The sequence below is a fragment of the Kitasatospora herbaricolor genome (genome assembly GCF_030813695.1).
GTDB classification, from domain to species: domain Bacteria; phylum Actinomycetota; class Actinomycetes; order Streptomycetales; family Streptomycetaceae; genus Kitasatospora; species Kitasatospora herbaricolor.
Window position 1 is genome coordinate 741,707 of the sequence record NZ_JAUSVA010000002.1, and the last position, 23,603, is coordinate 765,309.

General features: G+C 74.0%; 20 protein-coding genes. 10 read left to right on the top strand and 10 right to left on the bottom strand.

The annotated features are described in order from the left end of the window. Positions 1-9 precede the first annotated feature (9 nt). Positions 10-969 carry an amino acid ABC transporter permease gene (locus J2S46_RS03785; RefSeq protein ID WP_191293738.1) on the bottom strand — a complete coding sequence of 320 codons (960 nt, stop codon included), beginning with the start codon at positions 967-969 and terminating at the stop codon, positions 10-12. Position 970: 1 nt separating this feature from the next. Further along, positions 971-1,933, bottom strand: coding sequence for an ABC transporter substrate-binding protein (locus tag J2S46_RS03790; RefSeq protein ID WP_229913281.1), 963 nt, complete (start codon positions 1,931-1,933; stop codon positions 971-973). Between the two features lie 339 nt (positions 1,934-2,272). Between J2S46_RS03790 and J2S46_RS03795 the strand changes: the two genes are divergently transcribed. Then, on the top strand, positions 2,273-3,559 hold the full coding sequence (locus J2S46_RS03795; RefSeq protein WP_191293739.1) for a cyanophycinase: 1,287 nt from the start codon (positions 2,273-2,275) through the stop codon (positions 3,557-3,559). 254 nt (positions 3,560-3,813) lie between these two features. Then, positions 3,814-4,641, top strand: a complete 828-nt coding sequence (locus J2S46_RS03800) for an LURP-one-related family protein (RefSeq protein ID WP_370882298.1) — start codon at positions 3,814-3,816, stop codon at positions 4,639-4,641. A gap of 114 nt (positions 4,642-4,755) precedes the next feature. On the opposite strand, the gene J2S46_RS03805 is transcribed toward J2S46_RS03800, so the two are convergent. Then, positions 4,756-6,459, bottom strand: coding sequence for an MFS transporter (locus J2S46_RS03805; protein WP_191293741.1), 1,704 nt, complete (start codon positions 6,457-6,459; stop codon positions 4,756-4,758). 106 nt (positions 6,460-6,565) lie between these two features. Between J2S46_RS03805 and J2S46_RS03810 the strand changes: the two genes are divergently transcribed. Next, positions 6,566-7,213: a TetR/AcrR family transcriptional regulator gene (locus J2S46_RS03810; protein ID WP_229913282.1), complete on the top strand. Its 648-nt coding sequence runs from the start codon at positions 6,566-6,568 to the stop codon at positions 7,211-7,213. A gap of 109 nt (positions 7,214-7,322) precedes the next feature. On the opposite strand, the gene J2S46_RS03815 is transcribed toward J2S46_RS03810, so the two are convergent. The 5 genes from J2S46_RS03815 to J2S46_RS03835 form a co-directional block, all read right to left on the bottom strand. Further along, positions 7,323-8,702, bottom strand: a complete 1,380-nt coding sequence (locus J2S46_RS03815) for an alpha-amylase (protein WP_191293768.1) — start codon at positions 8,700-8,702, stop codon at positions 7,323-7,325. Positions 8,703-9,021: 319 nt separating this feature from the next. Continuing rightward, on the bottom strand, positions 9,022-9,816 hold the full coding sequence (locus tag J2S46_RS03820; RefSeq protein ID WP_191293743.1) for an SGNH/GDSL hydrolase family protein: 795 nt from the start codon (positions 9,814-9,816) through the stop codon (positions 9,022-9,024). Between the two features lie 816 nt (positions 9,817-10,632). Beyond that, positions 10,633-11,685: a MerR family transcriptional regulator gene (locus J2S46_RS03825; protein WP_191293744.1), complete on the bottom strand. Its 1,053-nt coding sequence runs from the start codon at positions 11,683-11,685 to the stop codon at positions 10,633-10,635. Next, the gene (locus J2S46_RS03830; protein ID WP_191293745.1) at positions 11,679-11,897 is read right to left on the bottom strand and encodes a hypothetical protein; all 219 of its coding nucleotides are present in this window, start codon (positions 11,895-11,897) and stop codon (positions 11,679-11,681) included. The genes J2S46_RS03825 and J2S46_RS03830 overlap by 7 nt, the downstream gene beginning before the upstream one ends. A 272-nt stretch (positions 11,898-12,169) precedes the next feature. Beyond that, a complete protein-coding gene (locus tag J2S46_RS03835) occupies positions 12,170-12,655 on the bottom strand; it encodes a DUF427 domain-containing protein (RefSeq protein WP_191293746.1) in 486 nt (161 codons plus the stop codon). A 299-nt stretch (positions 12,656-12,954) separates the two neighbouring features. On the opposite strand from J2S46_RS03835, the gene J2S46_RS03840 reads away from it, so the two are divergent. Together J2S46_RS03840 and J2S46_RS03845 are read left to right on the top strand one after the other, a co-directional pair. Then, positions 12,955-13,506: a DUF4383 domain-containing protein gene (locus J2S46_RS03840; RefSeq protein ID WP_191293747.1), complete on the top strand. Its 552-nt coding sequence runs from the start codon at positions 12,955-12,957 to the stop codon at positions 13,504-13,506. Further along, positions 13,503-15,017: a cryptochrome/photolyase family protein gene (locus J2S46_RS03845; RefSeq protein ID WP_191293748.1), complete on the top strand. Its 1,515-nt coding sequence runs from the start codon at positions 13,503-13,505 to the stop codon at positions 15,015-15,017. Before J2S46_RS03840 ends, J2S46_RS03845 begins: the two co-directional genes overlap by 4 nt. 57 nt (positions 15,018-15,074) lie before the next feature. On the opposite strand, the gene J2S46_RS03850 is transcribed toward J2S46_RS03845, so the two are convergent. After that, positions 15,075-17,159 (bottom strand): glycosyltransferase, encoded by a 2,085-nt coding sequence (locus J2S46_RS03850; protein WP_191293749.1) that lies wholly within the window; start codon positions 17,157-17,159, stop codon positions 15,075-15,077. Positions 17,160-17,371: 212 nt separating this feature from the next. Between J2S46_RS03850 and J2S46_RS03855 the strand changes: the two genes are divergently transcribed. The 5 genes from J2S46_RS03855 (at position 17,372) to J2S46_RS03875 (ending at position 21,338) form a co-directional block, all read left to right on the top strand. Continuing rightward, on the top strand, positions 17,372-18,727 hold the full coding sequence (locus tag J2S46_RS03855) for a glycosyltransferase (protein ID WP_191293750.1): 1,356 nt from the start codon (positions 17,372-17,374) through the stop codon (positions 18,725-18,727). Between the two features lie 145 nt (positions 18,728-18,872). Further along, positions 18,873-19,175, top strand: coding sequence for a DUF3040 domain-containing protein (locus tag J2S46_RS03860; RefSeq protein WP_191293751.1), 303 nt, complete (start codon positions 18,873-18,875; stop codon positions 19,173-19,175). A 225-nt stretch (positions 19,176-19,400) separates the two neighbouring features. Further along, positions 19,401-19,685, top strand: a complete 285-nt coding sequence (locus J2S46_RS03865) for a hypothetical protein (protein ID WP_229913283.1) — start codon at positions 19,401-19,403, stop codon at positions 19,683-19,685. A gap of 190 nt (positions 19,686-19,875) precedes the next feature. Then, on the top strand, positions 19,876-20,682 hold the full coding sequence (locus tag J2S46_RS03870; RefSeq protein ID WP_191293752.1) for a tyrosine-protein phosphatase: 807 nt from the start codon (positions 19,876-19,878) through the stop codon (positions 20,680-20,682). 407 nt (positions 20,683-21,089) lie between these two features. Beyond that, on the top strand, positions 21,090-21,338 hold the full coding sequence (locus tag J2S46_RS03875; protein WP_307348661.1) for a WhiB family transcriptional regulator: 249 nt from the start codon (positions 21,090-21,092) through the stop codon (positions 21,336-21,338). Between the two features lie 710 nt (positions 21,339-22,048). Here the strand turns inward: J2S46_RS03875 and J2S46_RS03880 are convergent. Next, positions 22,049-23,590 carry an MDR family MFS transporter gene (locus tag J2S46_RS03880; RefSeq protein WP_229913285.1) on the bottom strand — a complete coding sequence of 514 codons (1,542 nt, stop codon included), beginning with the start codon at positions 23,588-23,590 and terminating at the stop codon, positions 22,049-22,051. Positions 23,591-23,603: the final 13 nt, after the last annotated feature.

The window sequence follows — 23,603 nt, forward strand, 5'->3', positions numbered from 1 at the left end:
GCCATCGGTTCAGCCCTTCCGTTCGGTGGTGAGGCGGCCGGCGACGCCGGTGACCAGGCGGCGCAGGGGCGAGACCCGGGCGGCCCGGGCGGTGCCGCGTCCGTAGCGGCGCTCCAGCCAGGCCTGCGGTCCGCTCAGCAGGGTGGTGAGCACGAGGTACCAGAGGGCGGCGACCACCAGCATCGGGATGACCTGGTAGTTCTGGGCGTACACGTCCTGGATGTTGGACATCAGGTCGTGGGCGGCGATGACCGAGACGTACGCGGTGGTCTTGAGCATGTTGATGGTCTCGTTGCCCATCGGCGGGATGATGACCTTCATGGCCTGCGGGAGGACGATCCGGCGCATCGTCAGGGCGGGCTTCATGCCGAGCGAGTGCGCGGCCTCCTGCTGGCCGGGGTCGACGGACTGGATGCCGGCGCGGACGATCTCGGAGGCGTAGGCGGCCTCGTTGAGGCCCAGTGCGAGCAGGGCGGCGATGCTCGGGGTGAGCAGGCTGTTGGTGTCGAACCGGACGAACGTCACGGTGGTGAACGGGATGCCGATCATCACGTGCTTGTACAGCGCGGCGGCGTAGGCCCAGAAGATGATCTGGACCAGCAGCGGGGTGCCGCGGAAGGCCCAGACGAACAGTGAGGACAGGGCGGCCAGGACGGGGTTGGCGGACAGCCGCATGACGGCGACCAGGGTGCCGAGCGCGAGTCCGACGGCCATGGCGGCCACGGTGAGCCAGAGGGTGGTGACCAGGCCGTCGAAGATGAGGCCGGCGACGAGGTAGTGGCCGACGACGTCCCAGTGCAGGTTCTGGTTCTTGGCGAGGGAGCCCAGCAGGCCGATCAGGGCGAGGGCGGCGAGGGCGGCGGCGACCCAGCGGCCCCAGTGACGCACGGGCACCGCCCGCAGCTGTCGGGGGTGGTCGTCGGCGTCGGCCAGGCGCACCTGCGCGACGGGGTGGAGGGAGGCGGCCATGTCAGTCCACCGCGCCGTTCTTGGTGGCCTGCTTGACGGCGATGGAGGCGACGCCGTACTTGTCGTAGATCTTGGCGATCGAGCCGTCGTCGATCAACTGCTGCAGGGCCTTCTGCACGGCGTCGGTGAGTTCGGGGAGGTTCTTGGAGACGGCGACGCCGTTCGGGGAGGCGTTGTAGCCGCCGGGCGCGGCCGGGTCGTCCACCACCTGGAAGGCCTTGCCGCCGTCGGCGGTCTTGGCGGTCCAGCCGGCCGCGGGCTTGGTCAGCACGTCGGCGACGACCTTGGCGGAGCGCAGGGCGAGCTGGGCGTCGGAGTCCTTGGGGAAGGCCTGCACGTCGACGGCGGGCCTGCCGGCGGCCTTGCAGGCGTCCTGCTGCTTGTCGAGGAGCTTCTGCTGGTTGGTGCCGGTCTGCACGGCCACCGGGCGGCCGCACAGGTCGTTCAGGGTGACGATGCCGTGCGGGTTGCCGGCCTCGACCAGGATGCCGGTGCCGGAGGCGGAGTAGTCGACGAAGTCGACCACCTTCTCGCGCTCCTTGTTGTCGGTGATCGCCGAGATCGCGGCGTCGTACTTGCCGGCTTGGATGGCCGGGACGATGCCGTCGAACTTCTGGGCGGTGAACTCGAACTTGACGCCGAGCTTGGCCCCGAGGGCCTGGCCGAGGTCGTGGTCGAGGCCGGTCATCTCCGTCTTGCCCTCGGCGATGTACATCTCGAACGGGGGGTACGGGACGTCGGTGGCGACCCGCACCTTGCCGGCCTTCCTGACGGCCTCCGGCAGGGCGGCGTGCAGGGCGGCGTCCTGCTCGATCTCGACGCCGGCGACGGTCAGCGCCTTGGGGGCGGCTGCCGCGTCGCCACCGGACGAGCCTGCGTCGCCGGAGCAGGCGGTGAGCAGCAGCGCGCCGCAGGCGGCGAGGGCGACGGCGGCGGCGCGTCTGATGCGGAGGGTGGTCAGCACTGGAGGTACCTCTTCTCACAGGCACCCCGGGGGCCTCACGGGATCCCTGACGGATCTCACCGCGACCCCGGGGTGCGGGATCTGCCTGTCGAGAAGAAATTACACATCCACCATTTCCTTGGCTAGATGTAATGACTGTTTCATGTTGGTAACGGAGGCGCGTCCGGCAGGTTCGGCCTTGACCAGCCAGGAGATCGGCGCACTGATTACACCTTCACAGCCGGCGTGCCGATCTGTATCTTCCGTTTCATCCCCTCCGTTGCCCCACCTTCGGAGCGGCCCCTCCCCGCCTGCCCGGCTGCACCCACAGACCGTCAGGCCCTCCCCCATGGAGCACACATGCCCCTCTCCCCCACAGTCGTCGCCGCCCGCCGCGCCGCGATCGGCACCCTGACCGCGATGGCCCTCGGCGCAGGCGTCCTGGCCCCCGCGACCGGGGCGGCCGCCGCCACGCCCACCGGCAGCCTGGTGCTGGCCGGGGGCGCCGTCGCCGCCGACAACGCGCAGGTCTACGGCGCCTTCGTCAACCTGGCAGGCGGCGCCCCCAACGCCCGGATCGGCATCATCACCGCCGCCTCGGACGTCCCCGCCAACGACCCGAACGCCTCCGACCCCGCGACCTGCAGCAACTCGGTCTGCAACGGCACCTACTACGCGGACCTGCTCAAGAACACGTACCACGTGGCCGACGCCCAGTGGATCCCGATCGACCTGGACCACATCTCCAACAACGCCAGCAGCTCGGTGGTCAACCAGATCAACTCCCTCAACGGCTTCTTCTTCGGCGGCGGGGACCAGAGCCGGCTGGTCACCACCCTGCTCAAGGGCGACAACTCCGACTCCCCCGCCCTGGCCGCGATCCGGGCCAGGTTCAACACCGGCGCCGTCATCATGGGCACCAGCGCCGGCACCGCCATCGCCAACGGCCGCGACATGGTCACCGGCGGCGAGAGCTGGGACGCCCTGCGGTACGGCGCCTCCACCAGCGTCAGCAGCAGCTACCCGGACGACCTCTCCTACCGGCCGGAGGGCGGCTTCAACTTCTTCACCTCCGGCCTGCTCGACACCCACTTCGCCGCCCGCGGGCGGGAGGGACGCATCACCCGCCTGGCCGCCGACACCGGCCACACCCGGGCCTTCGGCATCGACGAGGACACCGCCCTCGTGGTCACCAACCCCGGTGCCGCCAACGAGAGCGACAAGGTCGTCGGGAGCCACGGGGTCTCCGTCCTCGACCTGCGCAACGCCACCGCCGGCACCTCTTCCGGCTACTGGGCCGTCGACAACGTCAGATGGAGCTACCTGACCGGCGGGGACACCTACACCCCGGGCACCTGGACGAGCACCTCCGCCAAGCCCGCCTACGCGCCGTCCGGCGGCAGCGTCGGGTCCCGGTGGACGGACGTGTTCTCCTCCCCGAACTCTCCGACCGACCACGCCTACCGGATGGTCACCATGGCCACCGAGCTCGTCAACGCCGGCCGCAGCACCACGCAGTACGGCATCAGCTACGAGAGCGGCCCGACCTTCGAGGCCGACCTCACCAAGGGCACCGGCTACAAGGCCTGGAAGAGCGGCAGCACGGTCTCCTTCGCGAACCTCACCACCCACCTCTACGTCTACTGACCGACCACCGGCAGCGGCCCGGCACCGACCTGACACCGGACCACCGCCGGACCACCGCCGCGGGCGACGGCCCGGCAGGTGTCCGGGCCGGCCCGGATGTCGGCGGCTGACGCGCCACCACCACCGCGCCCCCCGGAGCCGTCCGGAGGGGCGCGGTTCGCACCGGGCCGGGCCCGGGGGCGGGCAACAGGCGGGCCCCTGGCGTGACTTCCGCCACATCTCCCCCGTCGACCACGGGTCAACTGTCGCTCGCCCTGACCGAATCCGCTGGTCACAGCCACAATTCGAGCTGCGGACGGAGGCGGGACCGGACAAAACGATCTAGCTGTCCACGAGGGATTGGGCCTAGCCTGCCCGCCATGTCCCAGAACACGAACACCCCCGACATCCCCGCCCAGCAGAACGCTCCGGCCGGTGAATCCGCCAAGGTGCAGCGCCAGGTGCAGCAGCAGGCGGGCATCGGACCGGTCTCCGGCGGCGGTGGCACCCTCTTCTCCGAGCCGGTCCTGGTGGTGAACCAGAAGGCCAAGCTGATCGAGCTGACCAACGAGTACTCGGTCTTCGACCAGCAGGGCGCCACGCTGGGCTCGGTGGTCCAGGTCGGCCAGAGCGGGCTGCGCAAGGTGATCCGGCTGCTCTTCTCCATCGACCAGTACCTGACCCACAAGCTGGAGATCCGCGACGCGCGGGGCACGCCGGTGCTGCTGCTGACCCGCCCGGCGAAGTTCATCAAGTCGCGGGTGATCGTGCAGCGTCCGGACGGCCAGGAGGTCGGCCAGATCGTTCAGCAGAACGCCATCGGAAAGATCAACTTCGCCCTGGAGGTCGGCGGCCGGAAGATCGGCGCCGTCAAGGCCGAGAACTGGCGGGCCTGGAACTTCTCCATCGTCGACGAGACGGACACCGAGATCGCCCGCGTCACCAAGACCTGGGAGGGCCTGGCGAAGACCATGTTCACCACGGCCGACAACTACGTCCTGCAGTTCCACCGCCCGCTCGCGGACCCGCTGCTCAGTCTGGTCGTCGCGACGGCGCTGACCGTGGACACCGCGCTGAAGCAGGACGCCCGCGGCCTCGGATAGTCGTACGGCGCAAGGCGCTCGGGCCCTGCCTCCCGACCGGGAGGCGGGGCCCTGCCGTGTCCCGGCGGCGTCGGGCCCGCCCGGGACGCGCCGGCACCCCGCGACCGAGGCAGGTCAGCGCAGGCCGTGGCGGAGTGACGTGGGGGCAGCTCCCGGCGGGCGCTGCGGTGTTGCCCCGCCGGGAGCGACGACCGGCGCCGCGGCCGCCACCGGTTCCACGAGGCCACGGGCGTCCTCGGTGGCCTCGGCCGGGTTGCGGCCGGCCGGCGTCGCCCCCGGCGGGGACGGGAGCGGCCGGGCGTCCGCGCGGCCGCCTGTCGGATCGGCCGCGCGGCCGGGGAGGGCCAGCCGGGCACCGACGGCGCCGAGCAGGGCCACTCCCGCCGCCACCAGACAGGCCAGGTGGAAGGCGTCCATGAACGAGCTCTGGACGGCCGTCAGCAGGTCGGCGCGTTCGAGGCGGGCGGCGGTGCCGAGGGCGGAGGCGACCGACTCCTCCGCGGCCGCGGCGGTCCGGGGCGGCAGGGCGGCGAACGACGAGTCTGCCAGCCGGCCGGCGAAGACGGAGGTGAAGACCGAGCCCAGGACGGCGACGCCCAGGGTGCCGCCGGCCTCGCGGGTGGCGTCGTTGACCGCCGATCCGACTCCGGCCTTGGCCGGCGGGAGCACGCTGAGGATGGATTCGGTGGCCGGGGCGGTGGTGAGCCCGAGGCCGAGTCCGAGGAGCACCATCTGCCCCACGATCCGCTCGTACGGCACGAAGGTCGGCGAGGCGGCGATCCAGGCGAAGGAGGAGCCGAGCAGGACGAGACCGCCGGTGACGACGGCGCGGGTGCCGAGCCGGGCGACCAGGGCCACCCCGCCCAGCGAGCCGGCCGCGATGGTCAGGGCCACCGGCAGGACGCGCACGCCGGTGGAGAGCGCGCCGTAGCCGCGGACGAACTGGAAGTACTGGGTGACCAGGAAGATGAAGCCGAAGAGTGCGAAGAAGGCCAGGGTGACCGAGCCGCTGGCGGCCGAGAAGGCCGGCGTGCGGAAGAGCGTCATGTCGATCATCGGGTGGGCCCGGCCGCGCTCGATCCGCACGAAGACCGCGCCGAGGACGACCGCGAGGAGGAAGCCCGCCACCGTGACGGGGGCGCCCCAGCCCCGCTCCGGCGCCTCGATGATCGTGTAGACCAGGATGCCGACGGCCGCCGAGGACGCGGCGAGTCCGGGCGGGTCCAGGCGGGCCGCGGCGGGGTCGTTGGACTCCGGCACCCAGACCCGGGTCGCGGCGAAGGCCAGGAGTGCCACCGGCACCAGGGCCAGGAACACCGAGGGCCAACCGAAGTGGGCCAGCAGCAGGCCGCCCGCCACCGGGCCGACGGCGACCCCGAGACCCGTCACGGCGCCCCACACGCCGACCGCCTTGGCACGGGAGCGGCGGTCGGGGAAGGTGTTGGTGATGATCGAGAGGGTGGTCGGGAAGATGGTCGCCGCGCAGGCGCCCATCGCGAAGCGGACCGCCACCAACCAGCCGGGCGAGCCGGCCACGCTGCCGAGGACGCTGGTGGCCGCGAAGCCGCCGAGCCCCCAGAGCAGAGCGGGCCGGCGGCCGAACCGGTCGCCGAGCGAGCCCGCGGTGAGCACCAGGGCGGCGAAGGCCAGGTTGTAGCCGTCCACCACCCACTGCAGCTCGCGGGTGGTGGCGTCCAGTTCCCGGCTCAGTTCGGGCAGGGCGACGTTCACGATCGTGGTGTCGAGGTTGATCGCGAACGCGGCCAGACAGACCGTGGCCAGGACGAGCAGACGCCGGCGAGGGGTGAGGGCGGACATGAGTGACTCCAACCGCCGAGCATGTGGACAGTGACAACATGCGGTGATTGACACATTTCCACTCAAAATGGACACTGTCAACATTCAGCGTGAAGGCGGTGAAATCTTGGAGAATCGGACATACCACCACGGAAATCTCCGGGCGGCCCTGGTCGAGGCCGGTGTCCAACTCGCCCGCACCGGCGGCCCCTCGGCCGTGGTGCTGCGCGCCGTCAGCCGCGAGGCCGGTGTCTCGCACAACGCCGCCTACCGGCACTTCGCCGACCATCAGGACCTGCTCGCCGCCGTCGCGGCCCGCTGCATGGAGCAGCTCGGCCTGCTGATGATCGAGCGCACCGCCCGGGTCGCCCCCGACGAGCCCGTCCCCCGGGCCTGGGCCAGGCTGGCGGCCGTCGGCCGGGCCTACATCGACTTCGCGCTCACCGAGCACGGCTGGTTCCGCACCGCCTTCTCGGGCGCCACCCCCCACGGCGGCACGCCCCGGGGCGCCACCCACAAGGACACCACCGCCGGCGGGCCGCGTCCGGACGACACCGGCGCCGACCCGTACGCCCTGCTCGGCGCCCGCCTCGACGAACTCGTCCGAGCCGGCGCGCTCCCGGCCGAACGGCGGCCCGGCGCCGAGTACGCGGCCTGGTCGGCCGTTCACGGGCTGGCCGGCCTGCTGGTGGACGGCCCGCTGCGGGACCTGCCCGCCGACCAGGTCCAGGTGGCGATCGAGACCGTGCTGGCCGCCGTCGCCCGCGGGCTCTGAGCACGGGTCGCCGGTGCCCGGGGCGGGGCGGCGACCGCCCCGCCGCCGAGAGGCCGACGGCCCGCCGGGAGCGAGGAGTCCGGCCCGGTCGAATCCGCGGTGGGGCGCCTCAGCCGCCCGCGCCCACGTAGAGGGCGACGGCGTCGCCGGCCCCGACCGTGGCGGTGAAGGTGCCGTTGGAGGCGACGGTGTACTTGGGGCCGCTGCAGCCGCCGCCCGCACCGGGGTCGCCGTGCTGGACGTCGCAGTAGCTGCCGGCCGGCAGGGAGGTCTGGAAGGTCCGGGTGACGGCGGTGGTCTCGTGGTTGACGGCCACGTAGCCCTTGGAGCCGCGGCCGAAGGCGATGGCGTTGTTCCCGTTCGACCACCAGTTGGTCACCGCGGTGCCGTTGGTGGCGTTGCGGAACCCGACCATGTTGGCGATCTGCCGCCAGGCGTGCTGGCACTTCCAGCCGTTCTGGTAACAGGCGCTGACGGTACCGCCGTTCGGCGGCCCGGCGTCGATGTCGCTGAACTCGTACCCCGAGTAGACGTTCGGCGAGCCGTACGGCCAGGCCAGCAGGTACACGTTCGCGAGGGTGTAGGTGTTGCCGTACTTGTAGTTGAGGGTGGAGCCGTTCCGCTCGGTGTCCCAGTTGTCGGTGAAGGTGCGGCTGTTGGCGCTGGGGAGGTAGCCGGCGCCCCAGGAGTCGTTCCAGTTGCTCAGGTAGGCGAGCTTCTCGTTGGCGAAGATCCGCTTGAGGTCGTAGGCGCCCATGAAGGCGTCGACGTCGCCGGTGCCCGTGTACTCGCCGGGCTGCACGGCCTCGCCCGCGCCGTAGATGACCTCCTGGGCCCAGTAGACGCCCGGGTTGGTCAGCTTGGCCTTGATCGCTGCGAGGTCACCGGCGGCGATGTGCTTCGCGGCGTCGATCCGGAACCCGTCGACGCCCTTGGCGATGAGGCTGTTGAGGTAGGCCGCGATGGTGGACCGGACGTAGTCGCTGCCGGTGTCGAGGTCGGCGAGGCCGGACAGCTGGCAGTTCTGGACGTTGGCGCGGTCCGCGTAGTTCGAGATGTCCGTCCGGCAGGAGTGGAAGTCCCGGTCCTGGTAGTAGCCGGGGTAGTTGTACTTGGTGTAGACCGTCCCGCCGGTGCCGGTGCCGGAGCCCGCGCTCATGTGGTTGACGACGGCGTCCGCGACCACCTTCACGCCGACCGCGTGGCAGGTGCTGACCATGGCGCCGAAGGCGGTCGCGTCGCCCAGCCGTCCGGCGATCCGGTAGCTGACCGGCTGGTAGGACGTCCACCACTGGCCGCCCTGGATGTGCTCCTGCGGCGGTGACACCTCGACGTACCCGTAGCCCTTCGGGCCCAGGACGTTGGTGCACTCCTTCGCCACCGAGGCGTAGGACCACTCGAACAGCGTCGCCGTGACGGTCTTGCTGCCCGGGGTGGCCGCGCCGGCTTCGGTGGGGGCGGTCGCGAGGCCGGCCGCCGCCGTGGCCATGGCCAGGGTCGCGGCGGTGAGCGTGGCCCGGCGCCGTCGGCGGGGCACGGGGGTGGGGTGGTCCACGATGTCTCCTGGTGGGGGTGGGAGCCGGGAGCCCTCAAGCACGGCATGATGCAACCTGCAGCAAGTTGCCTGCAGAGTCATGAAACTTGCCGGAAATAATTGCGGGGCAGCGCAGAACGTACGGCGTGCCGGTGGGGCCGTCAAGGGTTCCGACCGGTGCTGCCGAGCGGCTCGGCCGCCGTCCCGTGCGGTAGCGGGACGGCGGGCGCGAAGGCGGACCGGACGGACGTCGGGACGACTGGCGGACGGGTGGTCAGGCCCGGGCGGTGAAGACCGGCAGGTAGCCGTTGGTGTGGCCGGCGGAGTTCGGGTGGTAGCTCTCGTGGACCGGGATGCGGGTGCTGTTCAGCCACCGGTCGGAGGAGCAGATCTCGTGGTTGGTGAAGTTCGGGCGGACGTCGCCGAAGCTGAATCCGGCGGCGGCGGCCCGGCCCGCGATCACGGAGTCGATCGTGTCGGCTGCGCCGTTGATGGCACTGCGGCTGGTGTCGCTGATCCCGAAGGAGCAACTGCCGCCGATCTTGTAGAGGTGGGGGTAGTCGAGGACGACCACGCGGGCCGAGGGGGCGCGGTTGCGGATGCCCGCGTAGACCTGGTCGAGCAGGCCGGGCAGCTTGGAGTTGGCGAAGGACTTGGCGTTGTTGACGGCGGTCAGGCAGGCATCCGTCCCGCTGAGCACGCAGGTCTGCATGGCACCGGCGAAGCCCGCGTCGTTTCCGCCGATGCTGATGCTGACCAGGGTGGTGGAGCTGTTGAGCGCGGAGAGCTGGTTGTTGATGACGTCCGTGGTGGTGGCGCCGGAGCAGGCGACGAACGCGAACGAGGACGGCGCGTGGGCTGCGGCCCACAGGGCGGGGTAGGCGTGGTTGCTGCGGTCGCAGGATCCGGCCGAGCCGATGTAGTCGCCCGTGCCCTCACCGGAGGAGTAGGAGTCCCCGAGCGCCACGTACCGGCCGCCGGCGGCGGAGGCCGGCGAAGCCGCGAGGAACAGGCTGCCGGCGAGCAGCAGGACCGTACCGAAAAATGGCAGGACGGAGCGCGATCTCATGGGTCCTCCAGCGGTCTACGCGCGCCACATTGACGCGGCGGTAACTTTTTAGCCGGACGGTCCCCGTACTGAAAGATCCATCACCGGGGCAGTTTTGTGAATCGGGTTCACCACCCCTTCACTGCAAGGGAATTGAGGATCGGGCGCTCGCACGGTACTCGCGGGCGCGGTTTCTGGTGTCGCTCCCGCCCTGGTCCAGCCAGGGGCCCGGACCGCCAACCGTCCCACCAAGTAGGCGGGTTGCCGCCTGTCCGCGGCGCTCTCCGGCCGGAAGGGGCCCGTGCGGGGTCGAGCCGACGGGGAGACAGGCCGCTTCGACTCGGCGGCCCGACTCGCCCTGCGCAGCGGCAAGGTGGTGGCCGACTTCCTGGACGAGGTGACGGCCGTCCCCGGCGCCGACACGGCCGACGGCGGCTCCGTCTTCGAGACCGTCCCCGGCAGGACGGCCGTCGGCGGGACCAGTGCCTCGCCCGACGGGATCGGTGTCTCCAGGAGCGCCACCGGCTTGGAGGAAGCCGTCCGGGCCGCGCTGCAGTCGCAGGCGGACGACGACGGCACCTACGGCAAGATCCTCGCCGCCCGCCCCGTACCCGGCATCGCGATCCCGAAGGCGACCGTCAACGGCGCGCTGGACCGACCGGCGTCGGTGAGCCGGGGCGGGAGTCGGTGCGATGTCGTGCGGGCCGGTGGCCGCCTCCCGCCCGGCGAGCCGATGGGCTCCGGGGGCGGTGCGGGCGCCGCGCGGGGCGGGCGGCCTCCGTGGACGGATGGGGGACGCGGGCACCCCGCCGGCCCGGGAACGCGCGGGCGCGCGCGTCAGCCCGTGACCGCCCCTTCGAGCAGGTCGACGGCGGCCGGCAGCGAGCGGGGAGTGGTGGTGCCCGACGGGGGCCGGCCGCGGGCCCAGCCCGGGCCGGCGGTGACCACCAGCGCCCGGTTGCGGGAGCCGCGCGGGCCCCACACGCTGCCGCTGACCAGGCCCGCCAGCTCACGGTCCGCCGTGGCCCGGTCCTGCGACCAGAGCATCACGGCTCCCGGGCCGAGCCGGTGGACGGCGTCGAGCAGGGCCCGGGGCGGCACCGCGGCCCCGAGCATCCGGAAGGGGACGGCGCGCTCGGCCAGCGCCGCGGCCGTGGCTTCGAGCGGAAGGGTGTGCTGTTCGGCGGGCGTCGCGGCGAGGAGCACGGGCCGGACGGGCCGGGCCGTCATGGCATCGATCGCCACCCCGCGCAGGACGCTCGACACGTGCCACGACAGGAGGTGCTCGACCTCGACGTACTGCTCGCCGTCGGCCGCCCACTTACGCCCCGCGGCACGCAGGGCCGGCATCATGACCTCCGTCCACGCGTCGACCACCCCGAGCGCCCCGACCGCTTCGCGCAGGATTCTGACGACCTCCGGCGCGTCGAGCCGTACCGCCGCCCGGGCCAGGCCACGGCACTCGGGGCGCACCGACCCGACCCGCAGGGCCCGGCTCCCGCCCGGACCGCGATCGGCCCGGCCGTCGCCGGAACCGGACGTCCGGGGCCCGCGGAGCACGGCGGGCGGTTGCTCGCCGCGGGTCGCCGCGGTGCGCTCGGCCAGTGCGGCCCGGGCGGCCTCACCCGGCGGAACCCCACGGGCCGTCAAGCGGCACATGGCCTCCAGGACGGCGACGTCCTGCGGGCTCCAGCGGCGGTGGTGCCCAGCCTCACGATTGGCCGGGCCGATGCCGTAACGGCGTTCCCACGAGCGGACCGTGGTGGGTGAGACGCCCAGGCGCTGAGCCACACCGCCGGTCGGCAGCCCCACCTCCTCCATGAGGTCCGACGATCCGGGCACGCCGTCGCCCTGCGGTCCGGCGTCGTACCCGGCCGACGAGGTCACCATCCCGCGATCCTCCCCACCGCGAAGCCGACGCAGCACACCACCATGACGGCGATCACCAGCATGGGGATCCAGCCGGGCCAGGCCGTGTGCAGCTCGACGGACTCCGGGGTGGAGATGCCCGCACAGGTCGACGCCTCGCATTCGGGCGTCTCGGCGGGACGAGTCACCGCCACCGGTCGCTCGTTCACCGGGAGCTGTCGGTCGACAGTCATCAGGTCCTCCCTCGGTCGGATGTTCCGGATGTGCAGGAGAGGCGGCCCGGCGGGAGGGGAACCGCCCCGGCGTGGAGCGGCGAGGGCCGACGGCCCGCGGTCCCTCGGAGGGCATCGGGCTCCCCGGTCGGACCAGGACCATCGTCGCGCCGGCGACCTCCTCGGCCCAGTCGCAGCGTTTGCGCATCGCCCGCCGCGAAGGGTCCGCGCGGCTCCGCATCGTTGGCACGTCGCCCGCCGCGAACGGCCGTCGCGGATCCGCGACGACGTGCTCACCAGGCCCAGGTGCCGGGGCCGCCCTTGTACGGTCCGGTGATCCCGGCGGTGATCCACCCGCCGTAGAAGCCGCCCTCCTGCGCGCGCACGGTCTCGCCGTCGACGGTGCAGCGGTCCACCAGGCCCGGGTGGAACGCCAGCATCCCGCGCAGCTCCCGGTAGGCGGGCAGCGGCTCCGGGTAGCTCCACGCCGCCTGCGCCGCGCGGCGGGCGCCGACCTCCAGGTCCCAGTAGCGGGCCTGCCCCTTCCACTCGCAGTGGGTCACCGCTCCGCCCGGCGTGAGCAGTTCGGTGGCCACGTCCGCGGCCGGCAGGTAGTAGACCGGCGGGTGGCTCGTCTCCAGCACCCGGACCGCCTGCCTGGTGGACGCGACCAGCCGTTCGGCGAACCACACCTCTACCAGGCGGCCGGGTGCGGCACGGACCGCCGGCGGACGCGGGTAGTCCCACACGGACTCCTGGGCGTGCTCTGTTTCCGTCATCGTTCTGCTCCTGCCCGGCGATCGAGCCCGGAAGGCCCGTCCGACGCTGCCGCCCGCTCCGGACGGGCGGTGGCGCTCGACGCGTCCGCGTTCGCGGCGTCACGCAGCCACGTTGCAACGATTCCGCCTCCGGGGGACAGTCGAACCGTTGTTGCAGCGTTTTGGCGGGCGGCGGCCACCGGTGCCGGGAGCCAACCGATGCAGCACCGCTGCGAGTGTTCACGACCGCCACGACGGCCGACTCTGCCGACAGGGCCGCAGGACGTGCGCCCGAGCGATCCGCGCGAACGGAGCAGACCATGAAACTGCACGACGAACTGCCGGTCGACCACCGTCTGTCCCAGGTCTACCGCGTCGGAGCCGGGCTCTGCGGCACGGCCCTGCTGGTCTTCGGCTGCCTGGGCCTGGCCGACGGGCTGTCCTTCTTCAGCACCGACGGGGAGCCGATCGCGGGACTCTCCAGCAACGGCCTGCTCAGCCTGGTGTCCGTCGTGGTGGCCGCCGTGCTGATCGCCGGCACCGTGGTCGGCGGCAACACCGCGTCCACCGTCAACATCACCGTGGGCACGCTGTTCGTGCTCAGCGGCTTCGCCAACCTGGCGGTACTGGACTCCTCGGCCAACATCCTGGCCTTCCGGATCCAGAACGTACTGTTCAGCTTCGTGATGGGGCTGGTGATCGCGACCTTCGGCATGTACGGCCGGGTGAGCGGCAGACTGCCGTACGACAACCCGTACTGGCGGCACCGCCACCCGCGGCCCGCCGACCGCGCCACCGCCGCGCCGGTCCCGAGCCTGCCCGGGAGTGCGGCCCGGCCCGGGAGCACGGCCCTGCCCGGAGGCCCGGCTTGACCGGGCCGCGCCCGCACTGGGTGTTCGCCGACCAGCTCGGACCGCACTTCCTCGCCCCCGGCGAGGACGGACCGGACCCGGACGCGCCGATCGTACTCATCGAGGCCCGCTCGGTGCTGCGCCGGCGCCGCTTCCACCGCGCCAAGGCCCACCTGGTGCTGTCCGCGCTGCGGCACGCCGCGGACACCCTGGGCGAGCGGGCGCGCTACGTGCAGGCCGACACCTACCGCGAGGGCCTGGCCAAGGCCGTCGGCCGACGCCGGGTCACCGTGTGCCACCCCACCTCACGGGCCGCCCTCGGGCTGGTACGGACGCTGCCCAGGGTCACCATGCTGCCCCCGCGCGGCTTCCTCGTCCCGTTCGCCGACTTCCGCCGCTGGGCCGGGGCGCCCGGCGAGCGGCGCCTGCTGCTGGAGGACTTCTACCACCGTGTCCGCCGCGCCGAACACCTGCTGCTGGAGCCGGACGGCACCCCGACCGGTGGCCGCTGGAACCTGGACCGGGACAACCGGCAGCCGCCGCCCAAGGGTTCCGCCACCCTCCCGCTGCCGCCGCCCGCCGAGCCGCAGGAGGACGAGATCGACCGGCAGGTGCGAGCCGACCTGGACCGCTGGGAGCGGGCCGGCGAGGTCGTGTTCACCGGCCGGGCCGGCCCGCGCCGCTTCGCCGCCACCCGGGCGGAGGCCGAACGGGCACTCACCCACTTCGTCTCCCACCGCCTCGCCGCCTTCGGCCCCTACGAGGACGCCATGCTCCACGCCGACCCGTGGATGGCCCACAGCGCGCTGTCCGTCCCGCTCAACCTCGGCCTGCTCGACCCGGGCGAATGCGTGCGCGCCGCCGAGACGGCGTACCGGGCCGGGCGGGTGCCGCTCAACAGCGCCGAGGGCTTCGTCCGCCAGGTCGCCGGCTGGCGCGAATACGTCTGGCAGCTGTACTGGCACCTCGGCGAGGACTACCGCGACGCCAACCGCCTCGGCCATCACGAGCCGCTCCCGCCGTGGTTCCGTGACCTCGACGCCGAGGCCGTCACCGCCCGCTGCCTGGCCGGGGTCCTGGCCGAGGTCCGCGACCACGGATGGGTGCACCACATCCCCCGGTTGATGGTGCTCGGCAACTGGGCGCTGCAGCACGGCTGGGACCCGCGCGAGCTCACCGACTGGTTCCACCGCAGCTTCGTCGACGGCTACGACTGGGTGATGGCGGCCAACGTCATCGGCATGTCCCAGTACGCCGACGGCGGGCTCGTCACCACCAAGCCCTACGCGGCCGGCGGCGCCTACCTGCACCGGATGGGCGACCACTGCGGCCCGTGCCGCTACCGGCCCACCGAACGACTCGGCGAGCGGGCCTGCCCGTTCACCACCGGGTACTGGGCCTTCGTGCACCGGCACCGCGAGCTGCTCGCCGCCAACCACCGCACCGCGCAGGCCGCCGCCGGCCTGCGCCGGCTGGACGGGCTCCCCGAACTGCTGGCCGCCGAACGCGCCCGCGGGCAGTCACCGCCCTGACGCCTGGTGCACCGCCGGCACCGGAGGACGGCTGCGCACCCGCCGCACCCGCCGTCCTCACCCTGGGCCCTGGAGGTCCGTGCGGCAGGTGATCCGGTAGGCGTCCGCCAGGGACGCGGCCATCGCGTCGATGCCGAACCGCTCACGAACCGTGGCCGCCCCGGCAGTCGCCATCGCCGCCAGCTCGGCCGCAGGAGTGCCGACGAGGGAGCGCAGGCCGTCGGCCAGCCCCTGCACCGACTCGGTGGCCAGCAGTCGCCCGTTGGCGCCGTCGCGCAGGTAGTGGGATGCTCCGCCGCGCCGGGGCGCGGCCACCGGCAGGCCCGCCTCCATCGCCTCCAGCACCGCAAGGCCGAACTCCTCCTTCGCACTGGGGCAGACGTACAGCGCGGATCCCGGCCGGCGGCCCCACGCCAACTCCCTTTCCAGCACCCGTACGTGCCGGTTGGACAGCGCGGGCCACAAGGCCGCCCGCCTCAGCGCGACCGGGTCCGTCGCCAGCAGCTCCGCCACCCGCCCACGGACCGCCGCCTCGACCGCGGTCGCGTCGCCGGGCGAGCCGCCGACCAGCAGCAGGGTGGTACGACGGTGCAGGCCCGCGAGCATCCAGGCCCGGACGAGCTGCTCCTGCTGTTTGACGGGATGGAGCCGTCCCACGCACAGCAGCAGCGGCAATCCGCGGTCGGCGGCGTCCAGACCGTCCGGGGCCCCACCACCGCCGAACAGCCGGGCGAGCATCTCCCCCGCGACGGCGCCGTCGTCCGGAGCGGGCCGGAAGGGCGCGATGCCCTCCGGCTGGGTGTGCACCGCACGGCCCTGCAACTGCGGGAAGTGCTCGCGCAGTTCCGCCATCCCGCGCCGCCCCGGCATGGCCACCAGCAGGTCGGCGCGGGCCACCAGACGGTCGGCGACGAAGATCCGGTGCAGGTCCAGGCGCAGCGCGCGGCCCGCGTCGCCGGTCTGCTCGGGCGGCAGTCCCGCGTACCGTTCGTCCATCGTCCGGTGCGGGTCGGGGGTGACGGTGAACGCGAGCTTCGCGCCGTGGCGGCGGGCGGCCCGGGCGACCGCGAGCGAGGCGTCGTCGGCGAACCTGACATGCGCGATGTGCGGTCGGGCTCCCGGCAGTTGGAAGATCCGGGCGGTCCACCAGGCGAGGGCCTCCTGGTGCGCGGCGGCGTTGCCGGGGTCGAGCGTGCCCGGTTGGTCCACGGGCAGGCGCACCAGCCGGTGTCCAGGGCCCAACCGGCGTACCAGCTCGCCGCGTTCCGCGTCGGCGGGCCGGGCGGTGGTGAGCGTGAGGACTCGGGCGACGCCGGCGCGGTCCGTGAGGGCCTCGCCGAGTCCGGTCAGCAGCACGCTCATGCCGCCGCTGAGTCCGCTGCCGGGCTCCTCCAGGCGACCCAGCAGCATCGACTGCGCGACCACCAGGGCGCCCCCGAGGGGCTGGTCCAGGGCCTGGTACGCCGCCCTGAAGCGTCGGCCGGCGGGCGACCCGGGCCGTGCCCGCTCCCAGCAGGCGGCGATCAGCAGCTGCTCGTAGGCGTCCCGGTCCGGGCCGGGGCCCGGCAGCGCCAGCTCACCCCCCGGTACTCCCGACAGGTATCGCCACAGCGCGTGCGCCAACGGCCTACCGGCGGGCCCGAGCCCGCCCGCCTCCCGGGCCGACAGGGGCCTCAGCCCGTTCGCGTCCGCCGTGTCCAGCAGGAACGCCGTCTCGGCCGGGCCGGGTGTCGCCAGCAGCCGGCGACGGATCTCCGCGTTCGCGCTCAGCCCGTGGTCGGGACGGGTGCTGCACTCCCAGGCCTCCGCGAGGGCCGTCCGCTCCCAGTCCTCCGGACCGGGCCCAGGGTTCCCCGGACCGGGCTCGGCCCCCGCGGCGACAACCAGCCGGGCCGGCACCGGCCGTTCGCGGCGGGCCAGCCGCCGGAGCCGCGCGGCGCGCCGGTCGGAGCCCGACAGCCCCACGTCGGGAGGGAGCCAGGAGCCCCCGTACTCCGCCCGCGCCAGCCGGCCCAGCAGATCGCCGCCGGCGACCACGCGGACGTCCCGGGTCCGGTGGAACCTCCGCCACGCGGCCAGCGCCCCGCCCGCCGCGGTGCCGGTCCGTGGCGGTGCCACGGCAGGCGTGACGTGGTGTGTCATCGGTCTTCCTCCCATGCCGCCGGTCGGTCCCGAACTGTTCGGAGACGGACGGCGAAACGGATTGGAAGCGGCGCACCCGGCCGGGCGACACCGCGAGGACGACCAGGAGGGCCACCGGGACGCGATCGCGGGCGGGCCCGGCCCGTGGCCCGCGCGGAATGCTGGCATCATCGGAAAGCCGCACGCGAACCGACGCCCCGACGGAGGAAGACATGGCCCGCGTCGTCGTGATCAGCCCGCCCTTCGCCTCCCACGCCCGGCCGCTCGCCACCCTCGGCGCGGCACTGGGCCGGCAGGGCGCCCGCGTCCACCTCGCCTGCACCCCCGCCTTCGCCGGCCTCGCCGGCCTCAGCGGCCTCGGGTTCACCGAGCTCGCCGTGACCCGCAACGCCAACCACGGCATCGCCGAGGCCACCGAGCAGGACCGGGCCGAGGCCCGCCGTCTGCGCGAGTTCCTCGACGCCACCCACCACGGACCGGTCGCGACCCTGCTCACCCAGGCCCGCCACCGCGGCGACGACATGCTCGCCGATCCCGAGCGCGTCCTGCACGACCTCGCCGCGCTGGACGAGGAGCTGCGCCCGGACTGGTACCTCGTCGACCAGCTGTCCTACGCGGCGACCCTCGCCCTGCACTGCCTGGACCTGCCCTACGCCACCTTCTGCCCGGGCCACCCCAGCTACCTGCCCGCCACCCCCACCGCCTGGTTCGGGCTGCCGTACGCCTGGCCCGAAGCCCTCCGCCCGGCCGCGGCGGACCTCGACCGGCTGCGCACCGCGGTGGCGGCCAACGACACCGCGTTCACCGGCGCGTTCCAGGCCGTCACCCGTCGCCACGCCCCGCGCAGGCCGGAGCCCGCCCGCGCCTTCGCACTGTGCTCGCCGCACGCCGTCGTGTTCAACTACCCGCGCCTGCCGTGGCTGCCGCCCGCTCCGGCCGGCCCGGTCGCCCTGTACGCCGGCCATCTGGTCCCGCCCACCGACCCCGGAGCCGCCACGCTGGACGAGCACTGGCAGGGCGTGGTGTCCCGCCTGTCCGCCGGCCGGCGGCCGCTGGTCCTGGTGGCGCTGGGCACCTTCCTGTCCGCCCGCCACGACGTCCTGGCCACCGCCGCGGCCGGAATCCTGCGGCACACCGAGGCTTCCGTCATCGTCGCCGCCGGCGACCGCGTCACCGAGGTCGGCGCGCATCCGCTGCTGCGGGCGGCGGCGCCCGGCCGGCTGCACGTCGCTCCGGCCGTCCCGCAGCAGGGACTGCTCCCGCACACCGCCGCGATGGTCCACCACGGCGGCAACAACTCGTTCACGGAGTGCCTGCGGGCCGGCGTGCCCGCCCTGCTGCTGCCCTTCTCCAGCGACCAGTTCGCGATCGGGTACGACGCCGAACGCGCGGCCCTGGGCCGCTGCCTGGATCCCAACACGCTCACCCCCGAGTCCGCCGGCACCACCGTCGCCGCCCTGCTCGCCGGACAGGCCCACGGCATCAATTCGCTCAGCTCGCGCCTTCGGCCGCTCGGCCCCGCCTGGGCGGCCACCCGGCTCCTGCGGCGGATGCCCGCCCGCCCCTGAAACCGTACGCGGAGAAGGTCACCGGCGCACGTGGCCGGCCGACCGGCCGGCGCCGCGGACCCGGACGATGCACGAACGCTGCGACCGGCGGGGCAGCATGACGGGCGGAGGCTGGGGAGGGACCGGCGAAGGAGGTGGCAGCTCGGTGGACGCATCCCTGACCGACCGGGAGCGACGGCTGCTGGACGAGATCGAACTGCACCTCCGACGCGAATCCCCGGCACTCGACCGGTTGCTCCGCCGGCGGCCCGCGCCCCTGCGGCGGATGACCCACCGGCCCCGCGTCCTGGCAGCCCTGGCCGCACTGCTGGCGGCGCTGACCGGCGCCGGCGCCCTGTACGCGGGTGCGGGTGCCCCGCGAGCCCCCTTGGCGGCGGCCGGTGCAGGCGTCTGCGCGGTCCTGCTGGCGCTCGTCTTCCGGCGCCTCACGGCTGTGCGCCCGGGCTGAACCAGGTCACGGCAGTGCGCCCGGGCGAATCACGTCACGGCAGTGCGCCCGGGCTTGATCACGCTCGCCCGCCGGGGTGGCGTGACGCCGACGGCCGCACGTCCGCCGGCTGGCACGGGCGCCGGTGACCGGCCGATGCACCAACGATGCGAGTGACGCGATCCGGGCAGCGCTCCCAGGCTGGAGGAACGGCGCATCACCGCACCGCTGACCCTCGGAGGAATCATGAACATCGTCCGTCGGCTCCACGAAGCAGGGCTGACCAGCGAGCAGGCCTACGCCGCGGCGTTCGGATCCATCGGCCTGTCCCTGGTCAGCTGGCTCGCGTCGATGAAGGCCGAACAGGCCGGCGTCGAGCGGGCCGACCGGTGGGGCATCTTCGTGGGTGAGTGGGCACCCACCTTCTTCGGGCTCGGCCTGGCACTCGCCGGGTACGAGAAGGAGACGCCGGCCGCGGCCAGGGGCTCACGCAGCGCCTGGCTCGAGGACCCGGCCCGGAAGGCCGGGTGACGTGCCGACCGGCTGACCCGGCCACCCCGCCGATCCGGCCCCGCAGCCGAGCCTGCGGGGCCGGCCCTTGCCCGTCCACGGGCGACGGCCGGGAGCCGGTCCGGGCCGGGAGCCGGTCCGGCTGCGGGGCGGACCGCCGTCCTCGTAGGGTGCGAAAGTCAGCCGCACCCTACGGAAGGACGTCGCAGCCGTGGACCGGAACACCCCCGTCCTGACCGGTGTCCGCAACTTCCGGGACGTCGGCGGGCTGCCGGCAGCCGACGGGCGGGCCGTCCGGCACGGTCTGCTGTTCCGCAGCGGGCACCTCGCGCACGCGACCCCCGAGGACGTGGCGGCGCTGGCCGGACTGGGCCTGCGCTCCGTCATCGACCTGCGCGGGACGGCCGACCTCCGGGCTGAGCGGAGGGACGTCCCCGTCCCCGGCAGCACCCACCGCTCGATCGCCCTCACCGACCCGGCCGCCGGCCCCAAGTTCCACGGCCTGTTGCGGGAGGGGGACCTGGCCACCCTGCGGGCGGAGCTCGGCCACGGCGGCGGCGAGGCCCGGATGATCGCCGCCTACCGCAACCGGGTGGTGACCCGCACGGGGGAGCACGCACTGATCCTCCGGTCGCTGGCCGAGCCGGACGGGCTGCCCGCACTCGTCCACTGCTCGGCCGGCAAGGACCGCGCGGGCTGGGCGATCGCCGTCGTCCTGCTTGCCCTGGGCGTCCCCGAGGAGGCGATCCTGGCGGACTACCTGGCCAGCAACGGCCCGGCCCAGGCCTACCGGTTCCGGCGGGCCGACGGCACCGTCCCCGAACCCGGCTCCGAGCTGTGGACCTTGCTGCGCCCCGTCTTCGAGGCCCGCCCCGAGTACCTGCGGGCCGCCTGGGACGCCGTGCGCGAGCACTGGCCCGACCCGGAGGCCTACCTGCGGGACGGCCTGGGCCTCACCGGGGAAAGCCGGCGACGGCTGCGGGAACTGCTGCTCACCGACGTGCGCCTTGAGGCCTGATCAGCGAGCCTGCCGGGGGGCTCCTGGTGTCGTCGGCACGGTGACCGTCATCTGACGGATCCGCGGGCGCCCGACCCGGCGCGAGGGTGGTCGTGCCGAAGTACGCCGGCTCCGGCGGGCCCGGGCCCGGTGCCCGGCCACCCGGGCCGTCCACCGTCACCAGTGCCTCCGGAGGATCCGTGACCACCGCACCGACCCGCCCCGCCCCCAGGACCGCCACCGCCGGTGGCACCGGCGCGGGACACCGCCTCGTCCGCACCCCGGCCCCGGCCGGACCGGCCGCCCCACGCGAGCGCCCTCGATCGTCGCCTTCCCCGGACCGGGCACCCGGGACCGCACCCGTGGGCCGCCGTCCGAGCGGCCCGCGCCTGGGCGGCGACCGGCGGAACGCCGGGGACGCGCCGCCGGTGGCGCCCACGCCGGAGATGTGGGCCTGGCAGAGTTCGGCCGCCTGCCGGGGCATGGACAGCTCCGTCTTCTTCGCAGCGCCCGACGAACGGACCGACGCCAAGCAGGGACGTGAGGAGGCCGCCCGCAGGGTCTGCGCGCGACGCCCGGTACGTGACGCCTGCGCCGACTTCGCCCTGCGCACCCGGGAGGGCCACGGGGTGTGGGGCGGCCTGACCGAGAAGGAACGCGCCCCGCGGCGGCGGTGAGGGACGGGCCGGCGCGGGCCTTGGCGCCGCACCGGGTCCGCCCGGGGGAGGCCGGGGCGGACCGGACGGGGCGTCAGGCGGACCGCCGCGGACAGCACGGCGAGGTGGCCGGTGCCGTCGAGGACGGCCAGGAGCAGCAGGTTCCGGGTGGCGGCGGGCAGGTCGCGGACGCGGGTGAGGAAGGGACGCGGGTGAGGAAGAGGGACCGCAGGCGTCCCGCCGAGCGGCAGGACGGCCGACGGGATGCCCCGGGCGCCGGCTGGTCCTGGCGCGGGGCGTGAGGGAGTTCGAGCAGCGCCAGGGGGTTGCCCTGAACGGTGTCGAGCAGGCGTCGGCGGACCGGAGACGTTCGCCGGCCGTCCGGCGGGCGACGAATCCGAGGACGGCGGCGCCGGCGCGGTCCACCCACGGCAGATCGTCCACGACGAGCAGCACGGGGCCTCGACGGCGGCCGCCGTGAGCAGGACCAGGGCGGCGTTGCAGACGGCGAAGCGCTCCGGCGGGGCGCCGGCCGGGAGCGGGCGGGGGCGAGCCGGGGTGCGCGGGCCGCCCGTGCTGCCACCGTGCGCCCCGTCCACCCCGTCCGTCCCTCCGCCGTCGCGAGGGGCCGGCCCAGGACGCGGGGCGTGCCCCGGCGGGCGTGGCCCGGGGCCCGCCCCGGCCGTGCCCCGCCGGGCCACGGGCCCGTCGGCGGGGCTCCGGCCGGTCACTCAGGCGACCCGCGAGCGGGCGTCCGCCTGCTTCGCCGGGCGGTCCGGGACGGCCTGGCCCGCGGTGGCCGCCCGGCGCTGCTGGAGCAGCAGGGCCAGTAGGGCGCCCACCGCCAGGGCCGGGGCGATCCGCAGGAAGGCGCCACCGGTGGCGTGGGCGAACGCGGCCCGCGCGAGGTCCTGGGCGTGGGCCGGGAGCTGGGCGAGGGACTCCGGCCGTGAGGGGTCGAAGCCACCGGTGCGCGGCAGGTCGTGGGTGCGGGTGGCGAAGTCCGCGGTGAGCAGGGCGCCGAAGACCGCGACCCCGAAAGCGGCGCCGACGGACCGGGCGAAGGTGACCACGGCGCTCGCGGCGCCGAGGTCCGCCACGGGGACGGAGTTCTGGACGGCGGTGAGCACGACCATCGGGACCATGCCGATGCCGACACCGGTGATCAGGAAGTAGCCGCTCAGGACGACGGTGCCGGTGCCCGCGCCGACGGTGGACAGCAGGACCAGTCCGGCCAGGTTGACGACCAGTCCGGAGACCAGGATCAGGCGCAGGCGTCCGGCGTTCGCCGCCCAGCGCGCGGCGAGGGACTGGCTGAGCACGAGGCCGACGACCAGCGGCAGCATGTGCACGCCGGAGAGGGCCGCCGAGACGCCGTCGACGATCTGCAGGTAGGTGGGCAGGTACACCAGGACGCTGAACATCGCCGCGTTGGCCGCGAAGCCGATCAGCGAGGAGAGCACCACCGTGCGGGAGGTGAGCATGGTGACCGGCAGGACGGGGGCGGCGGCGCGGCGTTCGAGGGGGACGAACAGGGCGGCGAGCACGACGGTGGCGGCGGTCAGGCCGAGGATCGCGGGCGAGGTCCGGCCCCAGCGGCCGGCGAACGAGGTGACCAGCACCAGGCCGGTGGCGATGGCGGCCAGGACCAGGGCGCCGGCGTAATCGACGGGAGCCCTGGTGCCGCGCACGGCCGCGGGGAGTGCCCGGGCGGCGACCACGAGCGCCACGATGCCGATCGGCAGGTTGACCAGGAAGGCCCAGCGCCAGGAGAGCTGGTCGGTGAAGACCCCGCCGAGCAGCGGCCCGATGATGCTGGCGACGCCGTACACGGAGCCGAACAGGCTCTGGTAGCGGCCGCGCCGTTCGGGCGCGACGATGTCACCGACCAGGGCGAAGGTCAGGACGATCATGCCGCCGCCGCCCACGCCCTGCAGGACCCGGGCGCCGATCAGCTGGGGCAGGTCCTGCGCGAGGCCGCAGGCCACGGACGCCGCGAGGAACACGGCGGTGGCGGCCAGGTAGAGCCGCTTGCGGCCGAACATGTCGCCGAGCTTGCCCCAGAGCGGGGTGACGGCGGTCGAGGCCAGCAGGTAGCCGGCGCTGACCCAGGCGATGTCGTCGAACCCGTCGAGGTCGGCGGCTATCCGCGGCAGCGCGGTGGAGACGATGGTCTGGTCGAGGGCCGCGAGCAGCACCGCGAGGACGAGGGCGCTCATCGCGGCTGGGACGCCGCGGGTCCTGGGCGCCTGGGCGGGGTGTTCCCTGGGCATGGCAGGTGATCCT